Origin of the sequence: Streptomyces endophyticus, assembly GCF_035798155.1 — a bacterium.
Classification (GTDB): Bacteria; Actinomycetota; Actinomycetes; order Streptomycetales; family Streptomycetaceae; genus Streptomyces; species Streptomyces endophyticus.
In genome coordinates this window covers 1-25,258 of the sequence record NZ_JAOZYC010000214.1, presented here as the reverse complement: position 1 = coordinate 25,258, position 25,258 = coordinate 1, and the positions used below count along the sequence as shown (strand labels likewise).

21 protein-coding genes and 1 pseudogene are annotated in these 25,258 nt (G+C 70.7%); 12 read left to right on the top strand and 10 right to left on the bottom strand.

Going from position 1 to position 25,258, the window contains the following annotated elements:
- The 7 genes from OKJ99_RS43410 to OKJ99_RS43380 form a co-directional block, all read left to right on the top strand.
- Window positions 1-1,356 (top strand): hypothetical protein (locus OKJ99_RS43410; RefSeq protein WP_326024199.1); only part of this gene is annotated, 1,356 nt, incomplete at its 5' end.
- Between the two features lie 14 nt (window positions 1,357-1,370).
- Window positions 1,371-2,423 carry a glutamate ABC transporter substrate-binding protein gene (locus tag OKJ99_RS43405; protein WP_326024198.1) on the top strand — a complete coding sequence of 351 codons (1,053 nt, stop codon included), beginning with the start codon at window positions 1,371-1,373 and terminating at the stop codon, window positions 2,421-2,423.
- A gap of 64 nt (window positions 2,424-2,487) precedes the next feature.
- A complete protein-coding gene (locus tag OKJ99_RS43400) occupies window positions 2,488-3,795 on the top strand; it encodes a coiled-coil domain-containing protein (protein ID WP_326024197.1) in 1,308 nt (435 codons plus the stop codon).
- Between the two features lie 230 nt (window positions 3,796-4,025).
- Complete coding sequence (locus tag OKJ99_RS43395; protein WP_326024200.1) at window positions 4,026-6,509, top strand: serine/threonine-protein kinase; 2,484 nt, start codon at window positions 4,026-4,028, stop codon at window positions 6,507-6,509.
- Window positions 6,510-6,538: 29 nt separating this feature from the next.
- Window positions 6,539-7,822, top strand: a complete 1,284-nt coding sequence (locus tag OKJ99_RS43390; RefSeq protein ID WP_326024196.1) for a protein phosphatase 2C domain-containing protein — start codon at window positions 6,539-6,541, stop codon at window positions 7,820-7,822.
- 47 nt (window positions 7,823-7,869) lie between these two features.
- A complete protein-coding gene (locus tag OKJ99_RS43385) occupies window positions 7,870-9,213 on the top strand; it encodes a vWA domain-containing protein (RefSeq protein WP_326024195.1) in 1,344 nt (447 codons plus the stop codon).
- Between the two features lie 57 nt (window positions 9,214-9,270).
- Window positions 9,271-10,599 (top strand): FHA domain-containing protein, encoded by a 1,329-nt coding sequence (locus OKJ99_RS43380; protein ID WP_326024194.1) that lies wholly within the window; start codon window positions 9,271-9,273, stop codon window positions 10,597-10,599.
- A 31-nt stretch (window positions 10,600-10,630) separates the two neighbouring features.
- Here OKJ99_RS43380 and OKJ99_RS43375 read toward each other — a convergent pair whose 3' ends face one another.
- Window positions 10,631-11,620, bottom strand: coding sequence for a methyltransferase domain-containing protein (locus OKJ99_RS43375; protein WP_326024193.1), 990 nt, complete (start codon window positions 11,618-11,620; stop codon window positions 10,631-10,633).
- A 104-nt stretch (window positions 11,621-11,724) separates the two neighbouring features.
- Between OKJ99_RS43375 and OKJ99_RS43370 the strand changes: the two genes are divergently transcribed.
- Window positions 11,725-12,129: a globin gene (locus OKJ99_RS43370; RefSeq protein WP_326024192.1), complete on the top strand. Its 405-nt coding sequence runs from the start codon at window positions 11,725-11,727 to the stop codon at window positions 12,127-12,129.
- An 85-nt stretch (window positions 12,130-12,214) separates the two neighbouring features.
- On the opposite strand, the gene OKJ99_RS43365 is transcribed toward OKJ99_RS43370, so the two are convergent.
- Genes OKJ99_RS43365 through ettA form a run of 3 tightly spaced genes read right to left on the bottom strand, consistent with a single transcriptional unit; the run spans window position 12,215 to window position 14,981 of the window.
- Window positions 12,215-12,898 carry a hypothetical protein gene (locus OKJ99_RS43365; RefSeq protein ID WP_326024191.1) on the bottom strand — a complete coding sequence of 228 codons (684 nt, stop codon included), beginning with the start codon at window positions 12,896-12,898 and terminating at the stop codon, window positions 12,215-12,217.
- On the bottom strand, window positions 12,895-13,317 hold the full coding sequence (locus OKJ99_RS43360; protein ID WP_326024190.1) for an acyl-CoA thioesterase: 423 nt from the start codon (window positions 13,315-13,317) through the stop codon (window positions 12,895-12,897). Before OKJ99_RS43360 ends, OKJ99_RS43365 begins: the two co-directional genes overlap by 4 nt.
- Window positions 13,317-14,981 carry an energy-dependent translational throttle protein EttA gene (gene ettA, locus OKJ99_RS43355; RefSeq protein ID WP_326024189.1) on the bottom strand — a complete coding sequence of 555 codons (1,665 nt, stop codon included), beginning with the start codon at window positions 14,979-14,981 and terminating at the stop codon, window positions 13,317-13,319. The genes OKJ99_RS43360 and ettA overlap by 1 nt, the downstream gene beginning before the upstream one ends.
- Before the next feature lie 278 nt (window positions 14,982-15,259).
- Between ettA and OKJ99_RS43350 the strand changes: the two genes are divergently transcribed.
- The 3 genes from OKJ99_RS43350 (at window position 15,260) to OKJ99_RS43340 (ending at window position 16,946) form a co-directional block, all read left to right on the top strand.
- Window positions 15,260-15,385, top strand: a complete 126-nt coding sequence (locus OKJ99_RS43350) for a hypothetical protein (RefSeq protein ID WP_326024188.1) — start codon at window positions 15,260-15,262, stop codon at window positions 15,383-15,385.
- A gap of 167 nt (window positions 15,386-15,552) precedes the next feature.
- Window positions 15,553-15,927, top strand: coding sequence for a VOC family protein (locus tag OKJ99_RS43345; protein WP_326024187.1), 375 nt, complete (start codon window positions 15,553-15,555; stop codon window positions 15,925-15,927).
- A 401-nt stretch (window positions 15,928-16,328) separates the two neighbouring features.
- Complete coding sequence (locus OKJ99_RS43340; RefSeq protein WP_326024186.1) at window positions 16,329-16,946, top strand: hypothetical protein; 618 nt, start codon at window positions 16,329-16,331, stop codon at window positions 16,944-16,946.
- Between the two features lie 10 nt (window positions 16,947-16,956).
- On the opposite strand, the gene OKJ99_RS43335 is transcribed toward OKJ99_RS43340, so the two are convergent.
- Both OKJ99_RS43335 and OKJ99_RS43330 read right to left on the bottom strand, forming a co-directional pair.
- On the bottom strand, window positions 16,957-17,289 hold the full coding sequence (locus OKJ99_RS43335) for a hypothetical protein (protein WP_326024185.1): 333 nt from the start codon (window positions 17,287-17,289) through the stop codon (window positions 16,957-16,959).
- 222 nt (window positions 17,290-17,511) lie between these two features.
- Window positions 17,512-17,778, bottom strand: coding sequence for a hypothetical protein (locus OKJ99_RS43330; protein ID WP_326024184.1), 267 nt, complete (start codon window positions 17,776-17,778; stop codon window positions 17,512-17,514).
- A gap of 186 nt (window positions 17,779-17,964) precedes the next feature.
- On the opposite strand from OKJ99_RS43330, the gene OKJ99_RS43325 reads away from it, so the two are divergent.
- On the top strand, window positions 17,965-21,111 hold the full coding sequence (locus OKJ99_RS43325) for an AfsR/SARP family transcriptional regulator (protein WP_326024183.1): 3,147 nt from the start codon (window positions 17,965-17,967) through the stop codon (window positions 21,109-21,111).
- A gap of 128 nt (window positions 21,112-21,239) precedes the next feature.
- On the opposite strand, the gene OKJ99_RS43320 is transcribed toward OKJ99_RS43325, so the two are convergent.
- The 4 genes and pseudogenes from OKJ99_RS43320 to OKJ99_RS43305 all read right to left on the bottom strand — a co-directional run.
- Window positions 21,240-22,052 carry a cutinase family protein gene (locus tag OKJ99_RS43320; RefSeq protein WP_326024182.1) on the bottom strand — a complete coding sequence of 271 codons (813 nt, stop codon included), beginning with the start codon at window positions 22,050-22,052 and terminating at the stop codon, window positions 21,240-21,242.
- 192 nt (window positions 22,053-22,244) lie between these two features.
- Window positions 22,245-23,711, bottom strand: coding sequence for a Cys-Gln thioester bond-forming surface protein (locus tag OKJ99_RS43315; RefSeq protein ID WP_326024181.1), 1,467 nt, complete (start codon window positions 23,709-23,711; stop codon window positions 22,245-22,247).
- A gap of 376 nt (window positions 23,712-24,087) precedes the next feature.
- A complete protein-coding gene (locus OKJ99_RS43310; protein WP_326024180.1) occupies window positions 24,088-24,633 on the bottom strand; it encodes a single-stranded DNA-binding protein in 546 nt (181 codons plus the stop codon).
- 124 nt (window positions 24,634-24,757) lie between these two features.
- Window positions 24,758-25,258: pseudogene (locus tag OKJ99_RS43305) on the bottom strand (ATP-binding protein); the annotation flags it as partial.

The following is a 25,258-nucleotide window of genomic DNA, read 5'->3' as shown; positions in this document are numbered from 1 at the left end:
GGGCCGCCCGGCGCGCCCGCGCCCCGGCGGCGTACCGCCTGGGCGGAGGGGGTGGACCGGCTGAAGGCGGGGGCCACGACCGAGCCGGGCCGGCTGCGCATCATCGGGGCCGTACTCGCACTGCTCGTCGTGGCCTTCGGCGCGACGACGGCCTGGCAGATGACCGACCGCTCGGCGGCCGCGGACGACGTGCTGCACTCCAGCCAGCCGCTGAGCGCCGACGCCGCCGACATCTACCGCTCGCTCGCCGACGCCAACACGGCGGCGTCCAGCGGCTTCCTGGCGGGGGGCCAGGAACCCGAGGCGGCGCGCGACCGGTACGAGCGGGACATCAGGAACGCCGCGGACAAGCTGGTGACCGCGGCGACCAGCACCGACCCCGGCACCCGGTCGGCGGAGACGATCGCGCGGCTGAACAAGCTGCTGCCGCAGTACAAGGGCCTCATCGAGCGGGCCCGTGCCAACAACCGGCAGGGCTTCCCGCTGGGCGGCGCCTATCTGCGGTACGCGAACGAGAAGATGCAGACCGAGATGCTCCCGGCCGCCGAGGATCTCTACAAGACGGAGAACCAGCGGCTGCGGGACGACTACGACTCGGCGACGCCCTACCCGTGGATCGCCATCGCCCTCGGCGTGCTCGCCCTCGGGGGCCTCGCGTGGGCGCAGCGGCGCAACTACCGCCGGACGAACCGGGTGTTCAACCAGGGGCTGCTCGCCGCCACCGCGGCGTCCACCGTGGTGCTGCTGTGGCTCGTCGTCGGTCACACCGTCGCGCGCAGCGGGCTCAGTTCGTCCTATGACCATGGCGTACGGTCCTTGAACGTGTTGCACGACGCGAGCATCGCGTCCCTGAAGGCGCGGGGCAGCGAGAATCTGACGCTGGTCAGCCGCGGCGCCGAGACGGTGTCCGTGAAGGGCGAGACCAAGGACAAGTACGACGTCGACTTCCAGCAGGAGATGACCGAGCTCGCCGGCAAGCTGAACGCCGCGTACTCGCTCGCCGACGGCGAGGGCGACACCACGGGCCGCGCGCCCGTGACCAAGGCGAACGACAGCATGAAGGAGTGGCGCAAGCGTCACCAGGACGCGCGCGAGCAGGACGACTCCGGCAACTACCAGGGCGCGCTCGACAAGATCATCGGTTCGAAGAAGGACAAGCCGACAGGTGAATGCTTCGATCTGGTGGACAAGAATCTGGACACGGCCCTCGTGCACGAGCAGCGTCAGTTCAGTGACAAGGCGAGCGGCGGTCTCGACGCGATGACCGGACTGCCCGTGGGCGCCGCGGCATTGGCCGTGCTCGCCGCGGCCGGCGCGGTGTTCGGCATCGGACGCAGGCTTTCGGAGTACCGGTGAGAGGGGGTGCGGCGATGGACGAGCGAAGGACCGCGCGGAAGGTGACTCTGCGCGGCTGGGGCGGCGTGGCCGCCATGGCGGTCGCCTGCGCCCTGACGGCGGTGTTCGCGCTGCTGCTCCCGCTGACCCAGCAGCAGCGCCCCTCGGACAGCGGCACGACGAGCTACGCCTCCGGTGGCGTCGCAGAGGGCCGGCAGGCCAGGGCGGAGGACTGCGACCCCTCGGTGAAGGGCAAGGAGCCGGAGCGCAGCCTCTCCCCCTCGAGCAGCGAGAGCGGCAGCGCGGTGCAGGCCGTCAAGGACCGCGGCTACCTCTCGGTCGGCGTCGACCAGAACAGCTTCCGCTGGGGCTACCGCGACCCCAACAGCTCGGCGAAGAACAGCGAGTTGGAGGGCTTCGACATCGATCTCGCGCACGAGATCGCCGGCGAGATCCTCGGCAACCGGAAGGCGGTCCGCTTCCGCGCCATCCCCACGAACGAGCGCATCCCGGCGATCCAGCGCGGCGACGTCGACATGGTGGTCCGCACGATGACCATCAGCTGCGACCGCCTCAAGGACGTCGCGTTCTCCACGGCGTACTTCCAGACCGGCCAGCAGGTGCTCGCCCCGAAGACCTCGGACATCAAGGGGTACGGGGCGTCGCTCGCGGGCAAGCGGGTCTGCACGGCGACCGGTTCGACGGCCGCGTCGTCGCTGGAGGACGGCAAGAAGAAGCCGGTGGACGAAGGCGGCCTCCCGCAGAGCACCGACATCTCCACGACCGTGCCGAACCAGCTGGACTGCCTGGTGCGGCTGCAGCTCGGCGAGGTCGACGCGGTGGTCACCGACGGCGCGCTCGCGGCGAGCCAGGCCGCGCAGGACCCGACGGTGGAGCTCAAGGGCGATCCGTACACCAAGGAGTTCTACGGCGTCGCCATGAAGAAGGGCGCGGACGACCTGGTGCGCCGGGTCAACCAGGTGCTGGTGGACTACCGCAAGTCGGACGGCTGGCAGGACTCCTACGACCGCTGGCTGAAGCCGGCGCTCGGCTCCTCTTCGGGGCCGCCCGCACCGAAGTACAAGTAACGCTCGGCAGGACACGCAGCGCGGCAGGGACTTGACGAAGACTCGGAAAAGCGAGAGGTGATCGATGGGCGTCGCGGGACCCGCCGGCCCAGTGATGGACCGGGACGAGGTGGACCGTGCCCTGGCCCGGCTCGGCGCGGAGCACGAAGCGATCGAGACGTCCCTGCTCGCCCTGCAGGACCACGCGGGGCGCAGACTCCTGGAGGGCGCCCGGCTGACCGGGGCGACACAGGAGCGCTGGGCCGCGGCCGACCAGGAGATCACGCTGCTGTGGGCGTACTTCGACGCGTACGCGGACGCGCTGCGCACGGCGCGGGAGATCCGCTCGCGGCGCCGGCTGCCCAGCCGTGGCGACCTGTCGGAGCTGACGGAGCTGCTGCGCGGCGAGTCCGTCACCATCGCGCCCGGCCCGGGCGCGGGCGGCACCTCGCCCTCGATCACCGGGCCCGCGAAGCTGTCCGAGCAGTTCACGCTCGCGGCGCTCGTCGACCGGATGAACACGCTGTACGCGTCGTCCCTCGACATGGTGGTGGCCGCCGACGCGGTGTGGTCGGCGCTGCCCGCCCGCATCGACATGCTCGCCGCCGAGCTGGCCCGCACCCGGCAGCTCGCGCACTCCGTAGGAGTGCGTCCCGGTGAGCACCCGGCGGGCGACGACCTGGAGCAGATCACCGGCTCGCTGACCCGGCTGCGCGAGGAAGTGGTCTCGGACCCGCTCACGTACTGGCAGAGAGCCGCCGGGAGTTCGGCGCCCGGCGGCGGCCGCCCCGACACCACGGCATACGACCGTGCGGCCCGCGCCCTGGAGGATGTGCGCCGGGAGATCGAGGCCGTGCTCGGCGTGCGACAGGACGCGGAGGTGCGGCTCGGCCGGCTGCGGGACGTGCTGTCGCGCGCGGACCGCACGCTCGCCGAGGCGCGGTCGGCGCGCGGCGAGGTGCTCGCGAAGATAGCCGGTTCCGACGTGCCCGCGGTGTCGGGCCCGCCGACGGTGCTCCAGGAGCAGTTGGCGACGGCGGCCGAGTACCGCAGGCACGGCCAGTGGAACCGGCTCTCGCCGCTCCTGGAGTCGCTGGAGTCGAAGGCGGAGGACGAACTGCTGCGCGCCCGCGCCGAGTTGACGGCGGTGACCGCCCCGCTGGCGGTCCGCGCCGAGCTGCGCGGGCGGCTCGACGCGTACAAGGCGAAGGTCGCCAGGCTCGGTTTCGCCGAGGATCCGTTCCTGGTGGAGCGGTACGACGCGGCACGGCGCATGCTGTGGAGCGCGCCCTGCAATCTGCGGGCCGCGGAAGCGGCGGTGCTGCGGTATCAACGGGCGGCGGCGGACGCGCTGTCCGCGCCCGCCGACAGAACGGCCAGGGGGGAGTCGTGAGCGTGGCGCCACAGAAATGCGGCAGAGCGGGTTGTACGGGCTCGTACGAGGACATGGGCGGGGAGCTGTACTGCAACACGTGCGGCCTGAAACCGCAGGCGGCCGGCGGCACCTACGGGGGCAGCGCCCCCACGCACCGGCCCGCCGCCCGACCGCAGGCCTCCCCCGTGGCCTCGCCGGCCGCGGCGTCGTCCTGCCAGCGGCCCGGCTGTACCGGTTCCTACGAGGACATGGGCGGCGGCGAGCTGTACTGCGACATGTGCGGGCTCGCCCCGGTCGTGTCGCAGACCGGGATGGTGGCGTCGCCGCCGACCGGGATCGCCGGTGGCGGGCATCGCGGGTCGCAGAGCTCCGGCTCCAGCTCGCGGGCCTCGTCCCGGTCCTCCTCGCGCTCCTCGCAGTCCCGCAGGTCGGTGTCGGGCCGGCTCTCCCGCTCCCTTTCGGGGAGTTCGACGTCGCGCTCGGTGTCGGTGCGCAGCTCCGGGGCGGGCGCGAGCGGTTCGGGCCGGGCGCGGCTCGGCGTCGGCCTGGTCCACGTGCCGGACGTGCCGCGGCCCGATCCGCGCGCGATGGTGCAGGAGCACCCCGAGGTGCCCGAGCGGAAGCGGTTCTGCTCGCGGTCCGACTGCGGCGCCCCGGTGGGCCGTTCGCGGGGCGAGCGCCCCGGCCGCACGGAAGGGTTCTGCACCAAGTGCGGCCACCCGTACTCCTTCGTGCCGAAGCTCGACACGGGCGACATCGTGCACGGTCAGTACGAGGTGGTGGGCTGTCTGGCGCACGGCGGCCTCGGCTGGGTCTACCTCGCCGTCGACCGCGCCGTGTCCGACCGCTGGGTGGTCCTCAAGGGCCTGCTGGACACGGGCGACCAGGACGCGATGGCCGCCGCGATCTCGGAGCGCCGCTTCCTCGCGGAGATCGAGCACTCCAACATCGTCCGCATCTACAACTTCGTCGAGCACCTCGACCAGCGCACCGGCTCCCTGGACGGCTACATCGTCATGGAGTACGTGGGCGGCAAGTCCCTCAAGGAGATCGCCAACGAGCGGCGCACCCCCGAGGGCAGGCGGGACCCGCTGCCGGTGGAGCAGGCGTGCGCGTACGGCATCGAGGCCCTTGAGGCGCTCGGCCATCTGCACAGCCGCAATCTCCTCTACTGCGACTTCAAGGTCGACAACGCGATCCAGACCGAGGACCAGCTCAAGCTCATCGACATGGGCGCGGTCCGCAGGATGGACGACGACGAGAGCGCGATCTACGGGACCGTCGGCTTCCAGGCGCCCGAGGTCGCCGAGCTGGGGCCCTCCATCGCCTCGGACCTCTACACGGTGGCCCGTACGCTCGCCCTGCTCACCTTCGACTTCCAGGGCTATACGAACGTGTTCGTGGACTCCCTGCCCGACCCCGACAACATCGAGGTGTTCCGCAGGTACGAGTCGTTCTACCGGCTCCTCGTGCGCGCCACCGACCCGGACCCGGCCCGCCGCTTCGCCTCCGCGCAGGAGATGGCCGAGCAGCTGACGGGCGTCCTGCGCGAGGTCGTCGCGCTGCAGACGAACCGGCCGAGGCCCGCCCTCTCCACGCTGTTCGGCCCCGAGGTGAAGGTCACGGACACGGAGTTGTTCGGCCTGCTCGCGGGCGAGGTGTCGCCGCTCGGGGCGCGGGAGACCCCCGTGCGCGCCCGCAACGGCCGGGGCCCGCGGAAGGCGGCGGCCGCACTGCTGCCGCCGCCCGCCGCGCCCGCCCTGCCGCCGTCGGCCGCCGAGATCGTCAAGCCGCTGCAGGCGCAGGGCACCGCGCTCGCGCTCCCGGTGCCGCGCGTCGATCCGGGCGATCCGAACGCCGGGTTCCTCGCGGGCCTCATGGCCTCGGCCCCCGGTGAGCTGATCGCGGCCCTGCACGCGGCGCCCGCCGACTCCCTCGAACTGCGCCTGCGCGAGCTGCGGGCCCGCCTCGAAATGGGCGAGCTCGACTCGGCGGCGCGCGGCTTGGCGGCCCTTGAGACCGACCATCCCGACGACTGGCGGGTGGTCTGGTACCGGGGCGTCGCGGCGCTCGCGACCGGTGACCACACGAACGCGGCGCTGTCCTTCGACGCGATCTACGACGCGTTCCCCGGCGAGCCCGCGCCGAAGCTGGCGCTCGGCGTCTGCGCGGAGGTGCTCGGCCAGCTCGACAACGCGGCGGAGTACTACCGCCTGGTGTGGTCGACGGATCCGAGCTACGTCAGCGCGGCGTTCGGCCTCGCGCGCGTGCAGCTCGCCTCCGGTGACCGGGGCGGCGCGGTCCGCACCCTGGAGTCGGTGCCCGAGTCGTCGATCCACTACACGGCGGCGCGGGTCGCCGCGGTGCGCTCGCGGCTGCGGGGCCGGACGGCTCAGGGGGCGAACGGGGACCCGTTGCTGCACGACCTGACGGCCGCCGCGGGACAGGTCGAGGCGCTCGACGCGTTCGGCCTCGACGCGGTGCGCCGCGAGCAGTTGTCCACCGAGGTGCTCGGCACGGCGCTGGACTGGGTACTCTCCGGTAGGCAGGGTTCCGGTCCGCCACAGGACCCCGTGCGCACGGTGGTGCTCGGCAGCGATCTGGACGAGCGCGGCCTCCGCCTCGGTCTTGAACGCTCGTACCGGACTCTGGCCAGGCTCGCTCAGCGCGGCGAGGAGAGGATCGAACTGGTGGAGCGGGCCAACCGCTACCGCCCCCGGACGTGGGTGTGAGGATGTCGCAGACGCACAAGGCGGCCGCTATGTCAGTGTGTCCCAGCTGCGAGGAGCCTCTGGAAGAGGCCGATCGCTTCTGCGGGGCATGCGGATACGACCTTTCCGCGACCGGGCGTCCGCCGCGGTCGGGCGCGCCGGAGGCCGGGCGCGACGCCGCCGAGGAACCCGAAGAGCCCGCTTCCGTGGAGTGGCCCGCCGCCCCCGAGCTGGACAGTTCGGACCTGCCCGCCCCGGTGCACCTGCCTACAGATCTGCAGGGCACGGACTCGGGCGGCTCCGAACTCCCGGCCGACGTACGCTTCGACGGCCCGCCGTCCGACGAGGAGTTCAGGATCGCCGCACCCGACCCCCGCACCGCGACGCCCGAGGAACTGGCCTCGACGCCCCCGGCCGGCACCAAGCTGTGCGTGGCGTGCCGCGCCGGGCACGTCGACCCGGACGGCTACTGCGAGAACTGCGGCCACGCCCAGCCCCGCGAACGCGACCACATGGAGCAGGAGTTGGACGCGGTCGCCGCGGTCAGCGACCGGGGCCTGCGCCACCACAGGAACGAGGACTCCTTCGCGATCTCCTCGGCCGCCCTGCCCGACGGCTCCGCGGCCGTCGTCGCCGTGGTCTGTGACGGGGTGTCATCGGCGACCCGGCCCGACGACGCGTCGCTCGCCGCGACCCGCGCCGCCACCGAGGCGCTGCACGAGGCGCTGCCGCGCGGCACCCACCCGCAGCAGGCCATGCACGAGTCGATCGTCGCGGCCGCCGAGGCGGTCAACGCGCTTGCTGAGGAGCCCGAGACGGCCCGCGAGCACAAGCCGCACCAGAACGCGCCGGCGTGCACCTTCGTCGCCTCTGTCGTCACCAAGGAGCTGCTCGTCGTCGGCTGGATCGGCGACTCCCGCGCCTACTGGGTGCCCGACGACCGCGAGGCACCCGCGGCCCGGCTCACCGAGGACGACTCGTGGGCCGCGCAGATGGTCGCGGCGGGCCTGATGAGCGAGGCGGAGGCGTACGCGGACGAGCGGGCGCACGCGATCACGGGCTGGCTCGGCGCGGACGCGTACGAACTGGAGCCGCACACCGCGTCGTTCAAGCCGGACCGCCCGGGAGTGGTCGTGGTCTGCACCGACGGGCTGTGGAACTACGCGGAGTCCGTCGACGAGATGGCCCGCGTGCTGCCCGCGGACGCGGCGCGGAACCCGCTGCACAGTGCCCAGGTCCTGGTCGGCCACGCCCTCGACGGCGGGGGCCACGACAACGTAACAGTGGCGGTGCTGCCGTTCCCTGTGCCGCAGTCGGGGGCAGGATCGGCGTAGCGCGGGAAAGCCGCACAAATGGTCTTGTTCAGGGGGGACATGACACCATGGCAAATTTCTCGAAATCGCACGTTCCGCAGTTCGCCGTCGAGGTCTACCAGAACGAATATCTGCCGGAGGGCGGTCGCGAGGTCAACGCGATCGTCACGGTGACCTCGACGGGGGGCGGCACCGTGGGGGGCGCGGTCAGCGCGCCGCACCTCTTCAGCCCTGCCGGTGGTACGGACGCCGCCGTCGCGCTGATGGTGGACTGCTCCGGATCGATGGACTACCCGCCCACCAAGATGCGCGGCGCGCGCGAGGCCTCGGCCGCGGCGATCAACGCGTTGCGCGACGGCGTGCACTTCGCGGTGATCGCCGGCACCCATGTGGCCAAGGAGGTCTACCCGGGTAACGGGCGACTGGCCGTCGCGGACATGACCACCCGTGGGCAGGCCAAGCAGGCGCTGCGCAAGCTCTCCGCGGGCGGCGGCACCGCGATCGGCACCTGGCTGCGGCTGGCCGACCAACTCCTGGCCTCGGCGGACGTGCCGATCAGGCACGGCATCCTGCTCACCGACGGCCGCAACGAACACGAGTCGCCGGAGGATCTGCGGGCGGCGCTCGACGCGGGCGCGGGCCGCTTCACCTGTGACGCCCGCGGCGTCGGCACGGACTGGGAGGTGAAAGAGGTCACGGGCATCGCCTCCGCCCTCCTCGGCACCGCCGACATCGTTGCCGACCCGGCCCATCTCGCCGAGGACTTCACGCAGATGATGGAGACGGCGATGGGCAAGGAGATCGCGGACGTCGCCCTGCGCCTGTGGACCCCGCTCGGCTCCGAGATCAAGTTCGTGAAGCAAGTCGCGCCCACCGTCGAGGAGTTGACGGAGCGCCGCACCGAGGCGGGCCCCCGGGCCGGCGACTACCCCACCGGCTCCTGGGGCGACGAGTCCCGCGACTACCACGTGTGCGTGCAGGTCCCGGACGCCGATATCGGCCAGGAGATGCTCGCCGCCCGCGTCTCCCTGGTGATCCCGCAGCCGGACGGCTCGGCGCAGACCCTCTCGCAAGGTCTCGTCCGTGCGGTGTGGACGGACGACATGGCAGCCTCTACGTCGATCAACCCGCAGGTTGCCCACTACACGGGCCAGGCCGAACTGGCACAAGTCATCCAGCAGGGACTTGACGCCCGAAAATCGGGCGATGCGGACGGGGCGACCGCGAAGCTGGGCCGTGCGGTACAACTCGCGGCCCTCTCGGGGAACGCGGATACGGCCAAGCTGCTTTCGAAGGTGGTGGACGTGGTGGACGCCGCGGAAGGTACTGTTCGATTGAAAGCGAAGGTCGCGGAGGCCGACGAGATGACTCTCGAAACCCGGTCGACCAAGACGGTTCGCGTCAAAAAGTAACCACCACGCACTACGGCAAGCTCTGCTTGCACATGAAGGAGAGGGGGAAGCGCCGACATGCCGACCTGCCCGAACGGACACCAGTCGGGTTCCGAAGACTGGTGCGAGGTCTGCGGTCACCGCATGGCCGGTGCCGTGCCCCCGCCCCCTCCGCCGCCCCCGGCCGCCGGTTACGGCTATCCGCAGCCGGCCGCGCCGCAGGCGCCGCAGGGTGGGGCCGGCACGCCCGAACTGTGCCCGCAGTGCCGCACGCCGCGTGAGGGCGGCGCGCCGTTCTGCGAGGAGTGCCGCTGGAACTTCCTCACGAACACGGCGACGTCGTACACGCCCGCGGCCCCGAACCCGCCGCTGCCCACGTCGGGCGGCCAGGGCGGCCCCGGTGCGCCCGGCTTCCCGCCGCACCAGCAGCACCAGGAGCCGCAGGGCCCGAATCCGGCGCTGCACTTCCAGCAGCAGCCGCCGGGACCGGACTCGTACGAGTACCAGGGCTCGCGGCCCTCGCAGATCAACCGGCCCGCTGAGCCGATCCCGCCGTCCCCGTTCGGGACCGAGCCGTCGGGCCAGGCCCCGCCGCCGCCCCCGCCGTCCTTCGAGAACCCCGGCCCGTACGAGACCGGTGGCGGTGCCCCGCAGGGCTTCCAGCAGCAGGCTCCGGCCCCCGCCCCGGCTCCGCCCGCGCAGCCGGGTCCGCCGCCGGGTCCGCACGGCCAGCCGGGTCCGCCGCAAGGACCGGCGCAGCCAGTGCAGCCGGGGCCCATGCAGCCCCCGCCGCCCGGCTTCCCGCAGCACCATGACCCGCAGGGCCCGCCGCCCCCGCCGCCCAACCCGTCGTTCGGCGGTCACGGTGGTCACGGCGGCCCGGGTGGTCCCGGTGGGTCGAACGGGGACGACTGGATGCTTCCGCCTCCGTCGTCGGACCCGTCGGCGCCCTCGACGACCCCGCCGCCGTTCCAGCAGCATCCCCAGCAGCAGCACGCCCCGATGACGTGGTCGGCGACGATCGGCCCGGACCGCGACTACTTCATGGCGATGATGCAGCGCAGCGGCCCCGAGGCCTCGGGCCTGAACCTGCCCGCGTACTCGCCGGAGCAGCAGCGCCCGCTCACCGGGAACCAGCTGTCGATCGGCCGGCGCCGGCACTCCACCGGGGAGTCCCCCGACATCGACCTGTCGGTGCCGCCGGAGGACCCGGGCGTCTCGCACCAGCACGCGGTGCTCGTGCAGCAGCCGGACGGCACGTGGGCGGTCGTCGACCAGAACTCGACGAACGGCACGACCGTCAACAACGGCGACGAACCGATCCAGCCGTTCGTCCCCGTGCCGCTGCAGGACGGTGACCGGGTGCACGTCGGAGCGTGGACGACGATCACGATCCGGCGCGGCTGAGCACACGCAGTCGTAGGACGTTGCCGGGCACCTAGCTGGTGCCCGGCAACTCCCATGTGTGGGGTCCGTCCGGATCGTCCAGCCAGGCCCACTGGCGCTCGCCCCGCACGGTCACCCCGAACCGCTCGCGCTCGGGCCGGCCCTCCCGTTCCCACAGCGTGAGCGCGTCGTGCGGGTCCAGGCGGCCCGACGTCAGCGTCAGCAGGAACCGGAACAACTCGTCGCGCAGCACGGGGTGCGGCAACCCTCCGGCCTGCGGCTCCGGCGCCCGGTCCGCGCCGCCGCGCAGCGCCATGAAGTAGGCGGAGGTGTGCAGGAACCGCCCCTGCGCGTACCGCCCCGCCACGTCCCGCACATCGAGGGCCACGAGCCCGGTCGACAGGGGCGCGAGGATGCGCGCGCCTGCCACGCACTGGCCGAGCCACCCCACCGGCACCGAACGCAGCGCGCACGTCGCCATGACCCTGTCGTACGGCGCCCGCTCCGGGCAGCCGCGCGCCCCGTCGCCCGCGACGACGGTCGGCCGGTAGCCGGCGGCGGCGAGATGGGTCCGGGCGGACTCGGCGATCTCCGGATCGAGATCGACGGACGTGACGTTCCCCGCACCGACCCGGTGCGCGAGCAGCGCCGCGTTGTATCCGGTGCCCGCACCGATCTCCAGGACCCGGTCCCCGTCCCGTACCCGCAGCTCCGCGAGCATCCGTGCCATCAGGGACGGCTGGCTGCTGGAGGAGACCAGCTCGCCGTCGCGCAGCCGGGTGGCCAGCGGCTCGTCGGCGTAGGCACCGCGCAGCCAGCGCTCGCGCCGCCCGGGGTCGGGGTGTTCGCCCCACAGCCGCTCGTAGCCGCCGGGCACGCCCACGAAGTAGTACGGCACGAAGAGGTGGCGCGGCACCTCCGCGAACGCCTCCCGCCAGACCGGGTCGGCGTCCCAGGCCCCGCTGTGATCGATCTCGCGCACGAGTCCGGCCCGCGCCCGTGCGGCGAGCTGCTCGAGGTCTCGGGTGTGCTCTGCGCCCATATGTCCACTGTCCTGCGACAACCGGGAAACGGCGACCCCCGCTCCGCGGCTGTCGGGGTCCTAGGACTCCGGTCCCCGGCCGGTGCGTCTGAGACCATGGACGGGTGACTGAGATCCCGCGCGACACGCTTCAGGAGCAGACGTTCTACGAGCAGGTGGGTGGCGAGGAGACGTTCCGCCGCCTCGTGCACCGCTTCTACGAGGGCGTCGCACAGGACGAGCTGCTGCGCCCCATGTACCCGGAGGAGGACCTGGGCCCGGCCGAGGAGCGCCTCGCGCTGTTCCTCATCCAGTACTGGGGCGGCCCCCGCACGTACAGCGACAACCGCGGCCACCCGCGCCTGCGGATGCGGCACGCCCCGTTCCAGGTCGACCGCGCGGCGCACGACGCGTGGCTGAAGCACATGCGGGTGGCGGTGGAGGAACTGAGCCTCTCCGAGGAACACGAGCGGACGCTCTGGAACTACCTGACGTACGCGGCGGCATCAATGGTGAACACAGAGGGCTGACACACCCACTATTAAGCCCCTGCGGCGATTGAGCAGCGGGGTCCGGGGCAGAGCCCCGCGACCGCAACCCCGTCTCGGCTCCCCCTCACAAGGGGCTAACGGAGAGCCCACCCAACGTGGCGGACGCCCTCCGCACAGCCACGGACCCATAAGCGGAGCGCAACCGCACCCACGCCCCCGCCGCCAGCAGGTCGACCTCGGCCCCACGCAGGAAGCCGAGGGAGGCCGCGGCGTGCACGATCCGCACCGGGGCCCCGCTCGCGCCGATCTCCCGCGACCAGACCTCGCCGCCGATGCGGTCGAGTTCGCCGCGGGTCCGCGCCTCGGGCGCCAACTCCTCGACCCGCGCCCGGAATTCGGCCACGGCCGCCTTCACGAGCGCACGCAGCGCGTCGGCGTCCGGGAACCCGGCCACCCGCTCCCAGCCACTGAGCGGCGGCAGCACCCCGGCCCAGGGCGGCCCGGTGACGGCGGCGGGAACCGTGGCGGTGGCGGTCCCCTCATCGAGGGTGTCGAGCAACTCCCCCGCGGACACCGTCACATCGAGGGTGTCCGCGATCCCGTCCTCGTACGGCTTGAGCAGCCGCGCCGTACGCACGGCCAGCACCTCGAACGAGGGCGGCCGCCCGAACACCGCGAGCGCCTGGCCACCGGCCTGCGCCCGCAGCCGCACGGCGGCCGCCTTGTCGTAGTGCAGCAGCCGGCCGAGGAAGGCGGCGAGATCCGCCGCCTCCCCCCGGTCGGCCAGAAACAGCACGGGCTCGCTCATGCGACGAGCGCCTCCGCACGCTCAGCGCCGTCGTCCCGGTACTCGCCCAGGAACTCCCGCTCCTCGGCGGTGATCCGGCGCGGCCGCTGCGCCTCGAAGTCGAACGGCACGACGACCGTCGAGGCGCGCACGTACACCACGTCCTCGTCCCTGACCTCATAGGCGAGCGTGAACGACGCGGCCTTTATCTCGCTGACCCACAGCTCGATGTCCACGGGCCGGTGCCTGTGCACCAACTGCCGCTTGTAGTCGATCTCATGGCGCGCCACGACGGACCCCTGCTGGAAGTCCTTGTCGGGCCGGAACAGGAAATCGATACGGGCTTCCTCCAAGTACCGGAGGAACACGACGTTGTTGACGTGTCCGTACGCGTCCATGTCGGCCCAACGCAGGGGGCAGGCGTATACGTGGCGAGCCATCAGCCGCGGGTCAGCTTCTTGTAGGTGGCGCGGTGCGGACGGGCCGCGTCGGCACCGAGCCGCTCGATCTTGTTCTTCTCGTAGGACTCGAAGTTGCCCTCGAACCAGAACCACTTGGACTCACCCTCGTAGGCGAGGATGTGCGTGGCCACTCGGTCCAGGAACCACCGGTCGTGGGAGACGACCACGGCGCAACCCGGGAACTCGAGAAGCGCGTTCTCCAGCGAGCTCAGCGTCTCGACGTCGAGGTCGTTCGTCGGCTCGTCAAGGAGCAGCAGGTTGCCGCCCTGCTTGAGGGTGAGCGCGAGGTTCAGCCGGTTGCGCTCACCACCGGAGAGGACACCCGCCGGCTTCTGCTGGTCAGGGCCCTTGAACCCGAACGCGGAGACGTACGCGCGCGACGGCATCTCGACCTGGCCGACGTTGATGTAGTCGAGCTCGTCGCTCACCACGGCCCAAAGGGTCTTCTTCGGGTCGATGTTGGAGCGGTTCTGGTCGACGTAACTGATCTTGACGGTGTCGCCGACCTTGATGGAACCGGAGTCCGGCTCCTCGAAGCCCTGCAGCATCTTGAACAGGGTGGTCTTACCGGCACCGTTCGGGCCGATGACACCGACGATGCCGTTGCGCGGCAGCGTGAACGACAGATCGTCGATGAGCACCTTGTCGCCGAACGCCTTGCTGAGGTGCTCGACCTCGACGACCATGCTGCCCAGACGCGGGCCCGGCGGGATCTGGATCTCCTCGAAGTCCAGCTTCCGCATCTTGTCGGCCTCGGCGGCCATCTCCTCGTAGCGAGCGAGACGCGACTTGGACTTGGTCTGGCGGCCCTTGGCGTTGGACCGCACCCACTCCAGCTCTTCCTTGAGCCGCTTCTGCCGCTTCTCGTCCTTCTTGCCCTCGACCTTGAGGCGCTCGGACTTCTTCTCCAGGTACGTGGAGTAGTTGCCCTGGTAGGGGATCGCGCGGCCGCGGTCGAGCTCGAGGATCCACTCGGCGACGTTGTCCAGGAAGTACCGGTCGTGGGTGACGGCCACGACGGCGCCCTTGTACTGGGCGAGGTGCTGCTCCAGCCAGTTCACGGACTCGGCGTCGAGGTGGTTGGTGGGCTCGTCGAGGAGCAGCAGGTCGGGCGCCTCGATGAGCAGCTTGCAGAGCGCGACGCGGCGCTTCTCACCACCGGAGAGGTTGTCGACGGGCCAGTCGCCGGGCGGGCAGCCCAGGGCGTCCATGGCCTGCTCCAGCTGACCGTCGAGGTCCCACGCGTCGGCGTGGTCGAGGTCCTCCTGGAGCTTGCCCATCTCGTCCATGAGCTCGTCGCTGTAGTCGGTCGCCATGAGCTCGGCGACCTCGTTGAAGCGCTTGAGCTTGCCCATGACCTCGGCGGCGCCGTCCTGCACGTTCTCCAGAACGGTCTTGGACTCGTCGAGCTTGGGCTCCTGCATGAGGATGCCGACGCTGAAGCCGGGCATGAGGACGGCGTCACCGTTCGACGGCTGCTCAAGCCCCGCCATGATCTTCAGGACGGTCGACTTACCGGCACCGTTCGGCCCGACGACGCCGATCTTCGCGCCAGGAATGAAGTCCAGGGTGACGTCGTCGAGGATCACCTTGTCGCCGTGCGCCTTGCGCGTCTTGCGCATGGAGTAGATGAACTCAGCCAAGAGAAACCGTCCGGCAGTCGAAGTGTGTGTCGCAGTAAGGGGCCCGCGTGCTGCGGCTCCACCGCGTGAGGGCAGATACACCCCATCTTGCCGTACAGCCACCGCCTGGCGGAAACCAGTATCGGTGCGAGGCCCTGAACTGGGCTTTCTGCGGGGCCCGCCGTAGCGGAACTGTCACTATCCGTCGCCATTTGTCACCGTCGGGCGGCCTCGCACGCCCAGGGGCGACCCAGAAACCGTCACCGGATGATCACTTGGCGGCGTGCCGTCCTGGCGCCATGCCCCCGATCGGCGTGGCCGACCTCGTCCAGGACGAGTACGACTGCATGCTGACGCCGATCCTGACGTGGCTGCCCGCCTCACGGCCTGGTGCCTGGTGGACCTCGACGCATCCGCAGGTGTGACGCGCTCGACTGTTCGCCGGCGTTTTCCCTGATCTGAAGCACCGACGTGATGCGGTGATCTGCTTCCTGGACCGCGCGCGTAACGCCCCGCGGCCTTTGTGGTTGTCATCATCGTGGTGGGTCGAAAACGGGTCGTCAACGTGGGCTGAGCCCCCTACCGTTTCGCCATGCAGATCGTCGTGACACTGGACTGTCTTGACATCGAGGCGCAAGCGGAGTTCTGGCTTGCTGCGCTCGCGCCACTGGACTATCGGCGCGGCTTCGACGGACCGCCCTATCTGAGCTTGGTTGGCCCCGCACCGGCGCCGACGCTTCTCCTGCAGCAAGTCCCGGAGTCAAAGCAGGGCAAGAACCGGATGCATCTTGACCTCGACTTCGACACCGAAGACCTGGACGCCGAGGTCGATCGCCTCAAACAGCTTGGTGCCCAGAAGATCTCTGAAGAACAGAGCGAACACGGATTTCGCTGGGTCGTAGTTGCCGACCCGGAGGGTAACGAGTTCTGCGTATTCGTTCCATCACCGATCCTTGGCTCCGCGTAATGGTGACGTCGGTCCGGTTCATCGACTGAGGTAGGCCCGGCGGAGCGGAGCGCAGCCCGTGGCCGCCAGAGCTTCGCGGCCAGAGCTTGGCGGTTGGTTGCGAGGCACTGAATCAGGTCGCTCATCGAGCATGCGATCTGGGCGTTGGGGACCGGAGCGAAGTCTGTGATCTCCGGTGCCGTTGCACGGTAGTTGGAGGGTTCGACGCCCCAGACCTCTACGAGACTCCAGCCGGCCCGGACGTCTGCTGCGCACCCGTCCGCCCTGCTCTGGCTATGCATTTCCCCAGCGCACAAATCTCTGATGCCTGCTCATACCTTGACGCCGCAATGTTGAACTCAGTATCAGGGAGTGACGCACCGCATCGGGCGATGGTGTTGTTACCGCGAGGAGGTAACGGGGTGCTTGGTCTCATAGGCGTGATCGTTGGCATGGCAGCCGGAGCTGTCACCATCCTGGTCGACGGGCGACAGATCCGTTGGCCGCACTGGCTCTCCGGCAGGAAGTGGTGGAAGGCCATCCTGGTTTTCGTGGTGGCAGGGGCGATCTCCACAGGGCTCACGCTCGGCGGGTACTTGATGGCTCACCGGACCAGCGAGGCGAAGGAACTGGGCGGCGTGGACCTGTCCGGCTACTGCGCCTCGTACGAATTCAAAGGGGCCCAACAGATGGGCTGCCAATCCCCGATCAACCTGGGGGACGCCTGCGACAAGCGGTGGGACAGGGAAGACGACACCATGAAATTCACCGATCCCAACGACCCGAACAGCGGCGTGTGCATCACGGCTTCCGGGCGCGATACGAAGAAAGGCGTCGACAACCTGCCGGGGTACTGCCACCACAAGTATCCGCTGACCCACAAGGTCACGGCCAGGTCCAGCCCTCCGCACAGCTGGGTTTGCCGTACGAGTGTCGATCCGACACTGGTGTGCAGCTGGCAATACCAGTCCCGCGACGCGGTGGCGCGAAAGGACGACGCCGACAAACAGTGGAAGTGCTACGAGGAGAAGCAGCTCTGAACCCGGGCGGTCACGCCCACGCCCAATTCGCCCAGCCGAACGTGAACTTGTATGCAGTGCGCACCGCACTCCAGCTGCGGCGCCCCCTTAGCAGTGCCACTGCCAGAGCGACAAGGAACAGCGCTGCGAAGCCTCCCGCGAGGACCAACCCTGCCCTTAGCGACCAGAGCATGGCCGCGAACGCAGTCGCGATCACCACGATTGCCAGACCCATGTGCGCAATGGGCATCTCCACGTTAAGAACCTCACGGACGGCTTTGCGTGATGCCCGCATATCCGCGTTGTAGCGAGCCCTCGCCGCCCCGGGATCGGCGCTCGCCCCTTCCGGCCACTGCCGTTCCATGAAGCCCCCTCCGCTTGACGCGAGGATAGCTCCGGCCTGTTCTCTTGATCAGCCAGCGACTTCGAGCAGCCCGGCCGCGCCGAGCTATCGCCCGATGGGAATCTCGTCGACGATCTCGCAGAGGGCGGCGGGTGCGACCCCTGGGATCCGCGTTCATGACCGAGATCACTCGCGGGAATTAGTCCAGGCCATGGCAATCCTTCGTGCGCCGAATCCGCCTGCTCAACACTTCTTCTTCAGCACGTTGTAGAAGTCGTCGGCGAACTCATCTCTCGACTCCTCCGACGCGTACGTCGGGATGCTGATGGGGCGCTGCGGGTCATGCGCCCGGTAGGCCTCACAGTATTCGTGGCGCTCGGCCTTGGTGCTCTCGTACCAGGCACCTTCCCCGGCTGACCTGGTCGGGCGCAGTTCGGGCTTCTCCTGTGCACACGCTGCGAGCAGGGCGGCAGACATGACCGCCAGGGCGAGTATGAGTGCGCGTCTCATGGGTCCTCCACGGCATTGACTCCATGAGTGTAGGGACCAGTTGGGGCTCCGCCCATGATCGAGGTGCGGGCGATGGAACAACCTCTTCGCTACCGACGCCGGCAGGTACGAGATGGGCGTGCAGGTGTTGTGGGGGTCGCCGTAGGAACGGGATGGGGGCGATCAAGCGGTGGGTAGTCTCGCGGCGTGCCGATTCCGAGCGAGTTGTCCACGGAAGTGAACCCGCAGAACCCGCGCCTTCACTTCGCTCTGCTCGGGCCGCCCCAGGCCCGGCGCGGCGACGGCGGTCTGGAGCTCGGGCCGGTGCGGGAGCAGGCGCTCCTGGTCGCCCTGCTGTTGCGGCCCGGGAGGACGGTCAGCAGGCAGCAACTGCTCGACGGGGTGTGGGGGACGGAGCCGCCCGGCACGGGGACCAGGGTGATCCCCGTATACGTACATCGGTTACGCCGCCGCCTGGATGTGCACGGGGAGACGCACTCCGTGATCGAGACCGTGCGCGGCGGATATCGCTTCGCTCCCGGCAGTGCGTATGCGGACGTGGATGTGGATGTGGCGCGGTGGGAGGAGGCCCGCACCGCCGGTCACGCCGCGAAGAACTCCGGGGACCTGAGCGGCGCGGTGGACGCGTGGTCCCGCGCGTTGGAACTGTTCCGCGGTGAGCCCTTGGCCGGGATACCGGGCCCCTTCGCGGAGGGCGAGCGGCTGCGGCTCACCGAGCAGCTGCTCGCGGCCATGCAGGAGAAGGCCGACTGTCAGCTCCGTTCCGGGCGGCACGCCGATGCCCTGGCCGAACTGTTCTCCCTGACGACGGCCCATCCGTACAACGAGGCGTTGGCCACCCTGCTCATGCGTGCCCTGCACGCCGCCAACCGGCAGGCTGACGCGCTGGATGTCTACGCGACCGTGCGCCGCCGCCTCATCGACGAGCAAGGCGTGGAGCCCGGCGCCGAACTTCGACGGGTGCACGCGGCGGTGCTCCGTGGCGACGACCCCTTCCCGCCGCTCCCGCTCGACGGGGCCGCCGTGCGGGAGCGGTCGGCATCTCAACAGCCGACATCTCAACGGCCGACCTTCCCTCGGCCACGTACCGACGACTCTCCCCGCAAGCACCGCGCACGGGATGAACTGCCCGTCGACACAAGCAACTTCACCGGCCGGGAGCGGCAACATCGACTGCTCGTCGCACCCGCCGACGCCGAAGAGGTGACCGTCCGGGCGGTCGACGGCATGGCCGGGGTCGGGAAGACCGCCCTGGTCGTGCGCGCGGCACGGGTCCTGCGCGGCCGGCACCCCGACGGCTGCCTGTTCGTGGAGCTGCACGGGCACCGCGAGGACCGCGAAACGGCGGGGCGGCAACGCGTTCTGCGCCGATTACTGCGGGCGGTGGGCGCCGGCGAGGGGCAGGACTCCGAGGACCTGGACGAGCTGGCCGCGTCATGGCGGGCGGCCACCGCTTCCCTCCGGCTGCTCCTCGTACTCGACGACGCCGCCCGCGCCGAACAGGTGCGCCCCTTGCTGCCCGCGGGCCCCGGCTCCCTGGTGATGGTGACGAGTCGCCGGCGGCTGACGGGCCTCGACGTGGACCGCAGGGTCTCGTTGTCCCCTCTCGGCATCGACGAGGCGACCGAACTGCTGACCCGCGTCGTCGGCGGAGAGGAGGGGGTGCGAGACGAGTGGGTGAGAGACGAGGGGGTGCGAGAGGAATGGGCGCGGGAGGAGTGGGCGCGAGAGGAATGGGTGGGCCAGGAGGGCGGCGGCGCGGGCGGCGGCGGCCGCGAGTCGGCCGCCGTGCGTGAGCTGGCCACCTTGTGCGGTCGGCTCCCGCTGGCGCTGCGTATCGTCGGAGCACGGATCCAGGACCGCCCGCCGTGGGCGGTGGAGGCCTTGGCGGCCCGGTTGACCGACGACGAGCGCCGCCTCGACGAACTCGCGGTGGAGGACCGCAGCGTAGAAGCCGCGTTCGGGGTCTCCTACGCCCAGCTTCCGGCCGCCGAGCAGCGCGCCTTCCGCGTCCTCGGCCTGTCGCCCACCGTGCAGCTCGACCGGCTGACCCTGGCCGCCCTTCTCGACAGCACGCCCTCCGACGCCGAGCGCGCCCTGGAGAACCTGGCCGACGCGAGTCTGGCGCAGCGGGTGACCGTCGACCGTTATCGCCTGCACGACCTGGTGGCCGTCTACGCCCGCCGCGTCGCCGCCGCTTCGCCCGACGAGGCCTCGGCAGCGCGGGAGCGGGTGTTCCGGCTGTACGTCGCCGCCACCCGCTGCGCCAGCGACTGGGGAACGTCGTCCACCCCGACAGGTCCGCAGGGCACCGGTCCCTTCACGGGCTGGGAGGAGGCCACGGACTGGCTGGACGAGGCGGGCGGTGAACTGGTCGACGTGGTCGGTCAGGCGGTGTCCTTCGGCCTGGTGGACGAGGCCTGCTGGATCGCCGAGGGGCTGGTCGACTACCTCACCAGACAGGGCCGGTTCCACGAGTGCCGCACGGTGCTGGAGATGCTGCTCCCGCTGCTCGAACAGGCCACCGACCGGCGAATGGACTCCGCGCTGCGCATCGGCTTCGGCATCCTTTACGGGGTCCAGGGCCGATACCAGGAGGCCCGTGCCTGGTTCACCGAAGCGCTGGACATCAGCCGTCGCGCCGATGACCACCATGAGCAGGCCCGCGCCTCGGCCGGCCTCGGGACCTTCGCCAATCTGGAGGGCCGGATCGCCGAGTCCATGGAGCACTTCGCCGAGGTCCTGCGCCTGGCAGGTGAGTTGACGCACGACGACTGGCTCACGGGATCGATCATGACGCGGGCCGGCGACATGCACCACCAGCTCGGCGAGCACGACAAGGCGTACGACCGCTATCTGAAGGCGATCGCCCTGGCCGAGAAGGCGGGCAGCCCGCGGCTCCTCGGCAAGACCCTGCTCCGGCTCGGCGGGCTCCAACTCGACCTCGGGCGGCCCGCCGAGGCCGTCGGCACCCTCGGGAAGGCCGAGAGCCTGGCCCGGCGTCTCGGGGATGTTCCCCTGTACGCCGCCGCCCTCGACAGGCTGTCCACGGCCGAGGCGGACCTGGGCAATCCGGAGGCTGCCGCCGACCTCCGGCGCCGGGCGCGCACCGTCCTGGACGAGGCGACCGACGCCGCCCCGGAGATCGCGCTACGGCACCGTCTCCTCTGGCACGAGGCCGTGGCCGAGGGCCTGTCCGGGTCCCGCGACTTCTTCGAACGCGGCACCGCCCTCCCCGACACCGACGCCAACCGGGCCCGGATCTCCCGCGTCCTCGACGACCTCGGCGGCCGAAGACCGGCACAGGACGGGGATGGTCCGGCCGGACGGTAACCGGCCGGACCACCTCCCCCGTCCCTGCTCCCCCGTCTCTGCTCCCCCGTTCCCTCAGGAGCCCTTCAGCCCCTGAAGCCTTGAAGCCCGAAGACTCTGAAGGCCGTTGACCCGGTGACCCGGTGGCCCTACACGGGGTCTCCGTTCTGGTTCAGCCACTGGACGCCGTTCCCGCCGGTCTGGTCGAGGTTCTTGGGGATGGCGACCGCCGGATACAACGGGTGCACGTTGAAGTACCCGGGCGCGTTGGTGACCGACCTCAAGTCACACACCGGGTCCCCGACGATGCAGAACCGCTTGACCGGAATCCCGTCGAAGTTCACCGGTCCCGCACCGGGCGCGGTGGCCACGCCGGGGATGCCGAGCCCCTTGGGGACACGGGCCCCGAAACCGGTGTCGGGCTGCATCGGGTCCGCGTAGAGCATGCCGTCGACCTGCGAGCGCGGGATACCGGTGTCGCCCTGCGAGATCTTCTGGAGCACCACGTCCGCCGCCTGGGCGCCCTGCGAGTAGCCGGTGATCGTGAGCTGGGCGTCGGGGTGCGCGTCGTGGGTGTCCTGCGCCGCCTTCAGCCCCCTCTCGATGCCCAGTTGCACGCTGGCGTCGTAGGTCGGCGCGGTGAGGGCCTCGGGGTTGACCTTCCCAGTCGGCTCGATGAGTGCGCCGGAGGGGCCGATGATCGGGCCCGCGGAGGCCGGGTAGCACACCTTGATCGCGGTGGCACCGAGGCCGAACGCGTCGTTCGCGGCGTCGTAGGAGGAGGTGGTGTTGGGGCAGCCGTCCTTGTTCTCCGTCGGACCGGTGCCGCCGATCTCGATGTAGTAGTGCTCCGCGCCATCCGCGTGCGCGGCCGGCGCGAACGCGACGGCGCTACCGGCGGTCAGCACCGCCGCCACGGCAACGGCGCGAACGACCCCCGCCGCCCTGCTCTTCTTCGACATGTGCGTTCCCCCTTGGGTTGTGGACGTACCGGTCAACCAACGCAACTGACGCTAGACACGGGTGATCACATCCCGTTGACATGTGGATGACAGCGCAGGTGGGACGGTCGCGGCGGGCTCTTTCAGGGCCGGGGAAGGGGCGCCCGAGCACCCCGGCGCCCCGCCACCCACCGCTACTCGCCGACGCGGTCGTTACTCGGCGACGCGCTCGCCCTCGCCATCACCATCACCGTCACCGTCACCGTCTCCGTCACCGTCACCCGGTGACTTCTTCTTTCGGCCCAGAACGATCGACGCCCCTCCGACCAGGACCAGCAGCACCGCAATGCCCGCGATGATCGGCGTCGCGTTCGAACTGCCCGTCTCGGCCAGGTCCGTGTCCGAGTCGGAGCCCGTGCCGCCGACGGAGGCGGGGCTCGGCTGCGTCGTCGCCTGGGTTCTCAGACCGCCCCCCGCGGTCGAACCCACCGCCGAGGTCGTCGCGCAGTCGAGCACGCCCCGTATCCGCTTCTCGAAGCCGTGCGGCCCCTTGATCGTGAAGTCGTACGCCTGGTCCTCCTGCAGCGGTATCGTCACCGTCCGCGTCTCCCCGGCCGGGATCGTGTGCCGGGTGCCCATGAGCGTGAACGTGTACGGCGCGTCACCGTTGTTGGCGGCCGTGATGTCGACGCCGCCCTTCGCGCAGTTCTCCCGCGCGGACAACGCAGGCACGGCGCCCTCGCTCGCCCAGGTCGCCGTCGCGGTCGCGGAGACCGTGGACTCGCTGGAGCCCGCGAGGATCTGCGTCTGACTTCTGGTGTCGGAGGCGAAGGCCCGGCCGACCGGAACCGTGGTCGACGCCTGCACGGTCAGCTCCGCCGAACCCGCCTTCGCCGCCCGCTCCGGTACGGCGAAGTAGAGCCGGCTGCCGTTCTTCGCGGTGGTGACGGGCTCGCCCTTCTCGTCGACGAGCTTCACCCCGCCCGCGGCGACCTCGGCGGGCGGCATCACGGTGACGCTCTCCGCGTTCGTGTGCACCGTGACCGGGCCGACCCTGTCCCCGGCGTCCTCGGCGTCCGAATCCGCACGAGCGGCGGATGCCTCATCGCCCGGCCGCGCGGACACGGCCTGCGGCGTCAGGGTCAGCGAGGCCTGCGGCTCCGCGAGGTCACGCGCGCTGCGCTGCAGATAGTCGGCGAGCTTCTCGGCGGCCGGGCTGACCGCGTCCACATCGGCCTTGTCCGAGTAGCGCCAGATCGCGACCTGGGTACCGGCCGCGGCCTCCTGCTCGGTGAGGCTCCCCGCATGCGCCTTGCGGGCGAGCGCGGCGAGATCGTTGACCTGCGGATACGAGTTCTGCAGGATCCAACGGATGCGCCCCGCGTTCGTGTTGTCGTGCAGCGACGTGCCGGACCAGGACGTTTCCTGGTACTTGGCGTCCGGCTGCGTCGGGTTGTGGATGTCGACGCAGTACGTCTGGAGTGTCCCGCCGTCGTCGACGGCCATCCGGAACAGGCCCGCCGACACCTTCTCGTCCTTCCCGGCCTCATGGATCACAGCCGAGCCGTACGTCTCCAGGCCGGCCAGAGTGGCGCTCGCACCACTCTGCTCCGTGGCACCGTCGTCGGCTTGCGCGACACCCGCGCCGGATATCGCCCCTGCCGCCAAGAGTCCCGACATCAGGGCCGCCACGGCGAGACGGGCTCCGCCTCGTCCACGCCATGCGGTCCGTGAGCACACAGAAAACACGTAATTCCCCTTCAGGCGGGACGGGTGGTCACATGGGGGGTGGTGTCCCGCCGGCAGAATCAACGCCAACCACAGTGATTCGGCTGGCCCTTGCACTCCCGACTCGTCGCTGCACTTGATGCGCAGAGGTCCCGACGAGCCCCGGAGTCACGCTCGGCATCCTAGGGAAATGATCTTTGGCGATCTCCGGAGCTGCCTTCCGGCAACCGATCCGAATCGAAATCGTTATCGCCAACACCGTTTCCGAGCTGGGCTTATCGACAAATCGCCAGCACGCGGGAGCCGATGGACTGCGCTTCGGCCACGGTCACCCCACCGGCTGCGGCTCCACCAAGTCGGGCTCCGCCTCTGCCGGTTGCCGTGTGGACGCCTGGCCGACGCCGACCTCGGACCCGGCGCCCGCCTCGCCCGGTTTCGTCACGTCCCACGGAGAATCATCCCGCGGAGCATCACCCCGCGGGACATCACTCCGCGGCGCGCTCTCCATACGGAGCTGCTGCACCCTGCGGAACGCGGAGGTGCCGCGCGACAAGTCGTGCCCGATCGCGACCGCCTCGATGTCCGCCGACGTCCAGTGCTGCCCGCCCCGCTCCTCGTCGCGCACCTTCAACTTGCCCTGCACCATGACCGGTTCGCCCAGCGCCAAGGAACTCTGCACATTCGTCCCCAGGGCGCGCCAGGCCCACACCGTGAAGAAATTGGTGTGCCCGTCCACCCATACGTTCTGCACCCGGTCGTAGCGGCGGGTGTGCGCCGCGAGCCGGAACCGGGCGACCGGCCCTGTCGGCAACTCCCGGAACACCGGTGTCGTCGCCACGTTCCCCACCACGGTCACCATCGTCTCGCTGCTCATCCGGAACCCCTCCCGTGCCTCCGCCCGGCCCCGCTCGGCCAGGACGTCCGTGCGCGGCCCGAGCCCTTCCCGAGCCGCGATCACAGATTGCCCCCGCGCCGCGATCCCCGCCGACGCCTGTGTGCTACCCGCGGGTTGTGGAAATCCCGGCCACTCCCCCGGCCACCCGTACGTACTGCTCCCGCACCTCGCGGTACCGCAGCAGCTCCGCCGCGACGGGATCGAGCACCCGCGCCCTGCCACAAGCCGCGGCCGCGTCCCTGAGCCGCCGCTCGGCCTCCTGCCCGTACCGGCGCGCCGGCCCCTTCGCCGCCATCCGGCAGGACCACTCCACGCACGGCCCACCCACGAGCCCCGCCAGCACCAGCAGCAGAGGCACGCCCAGGTTCGTCGAGAAGCCCCCGACGACCTGCCCCAACAGCCACAGCACACCCAGAACTTGCAGCAGCGTCATGGCCACCTGGGCGAACACCGCGACCGGCCACCAGCCGGGCCGCGGCGGCCGTCCGGCCCCGTGCCCCGCCTTCGGGTACTCGGACGCGGCATCGGAGGCGGCATCGGACGCCAGCTCGTCGAGCGCCTCGGGCAGCCCCTCGCCGCCCCGCGTCGCCGCCTCCCGCACGGC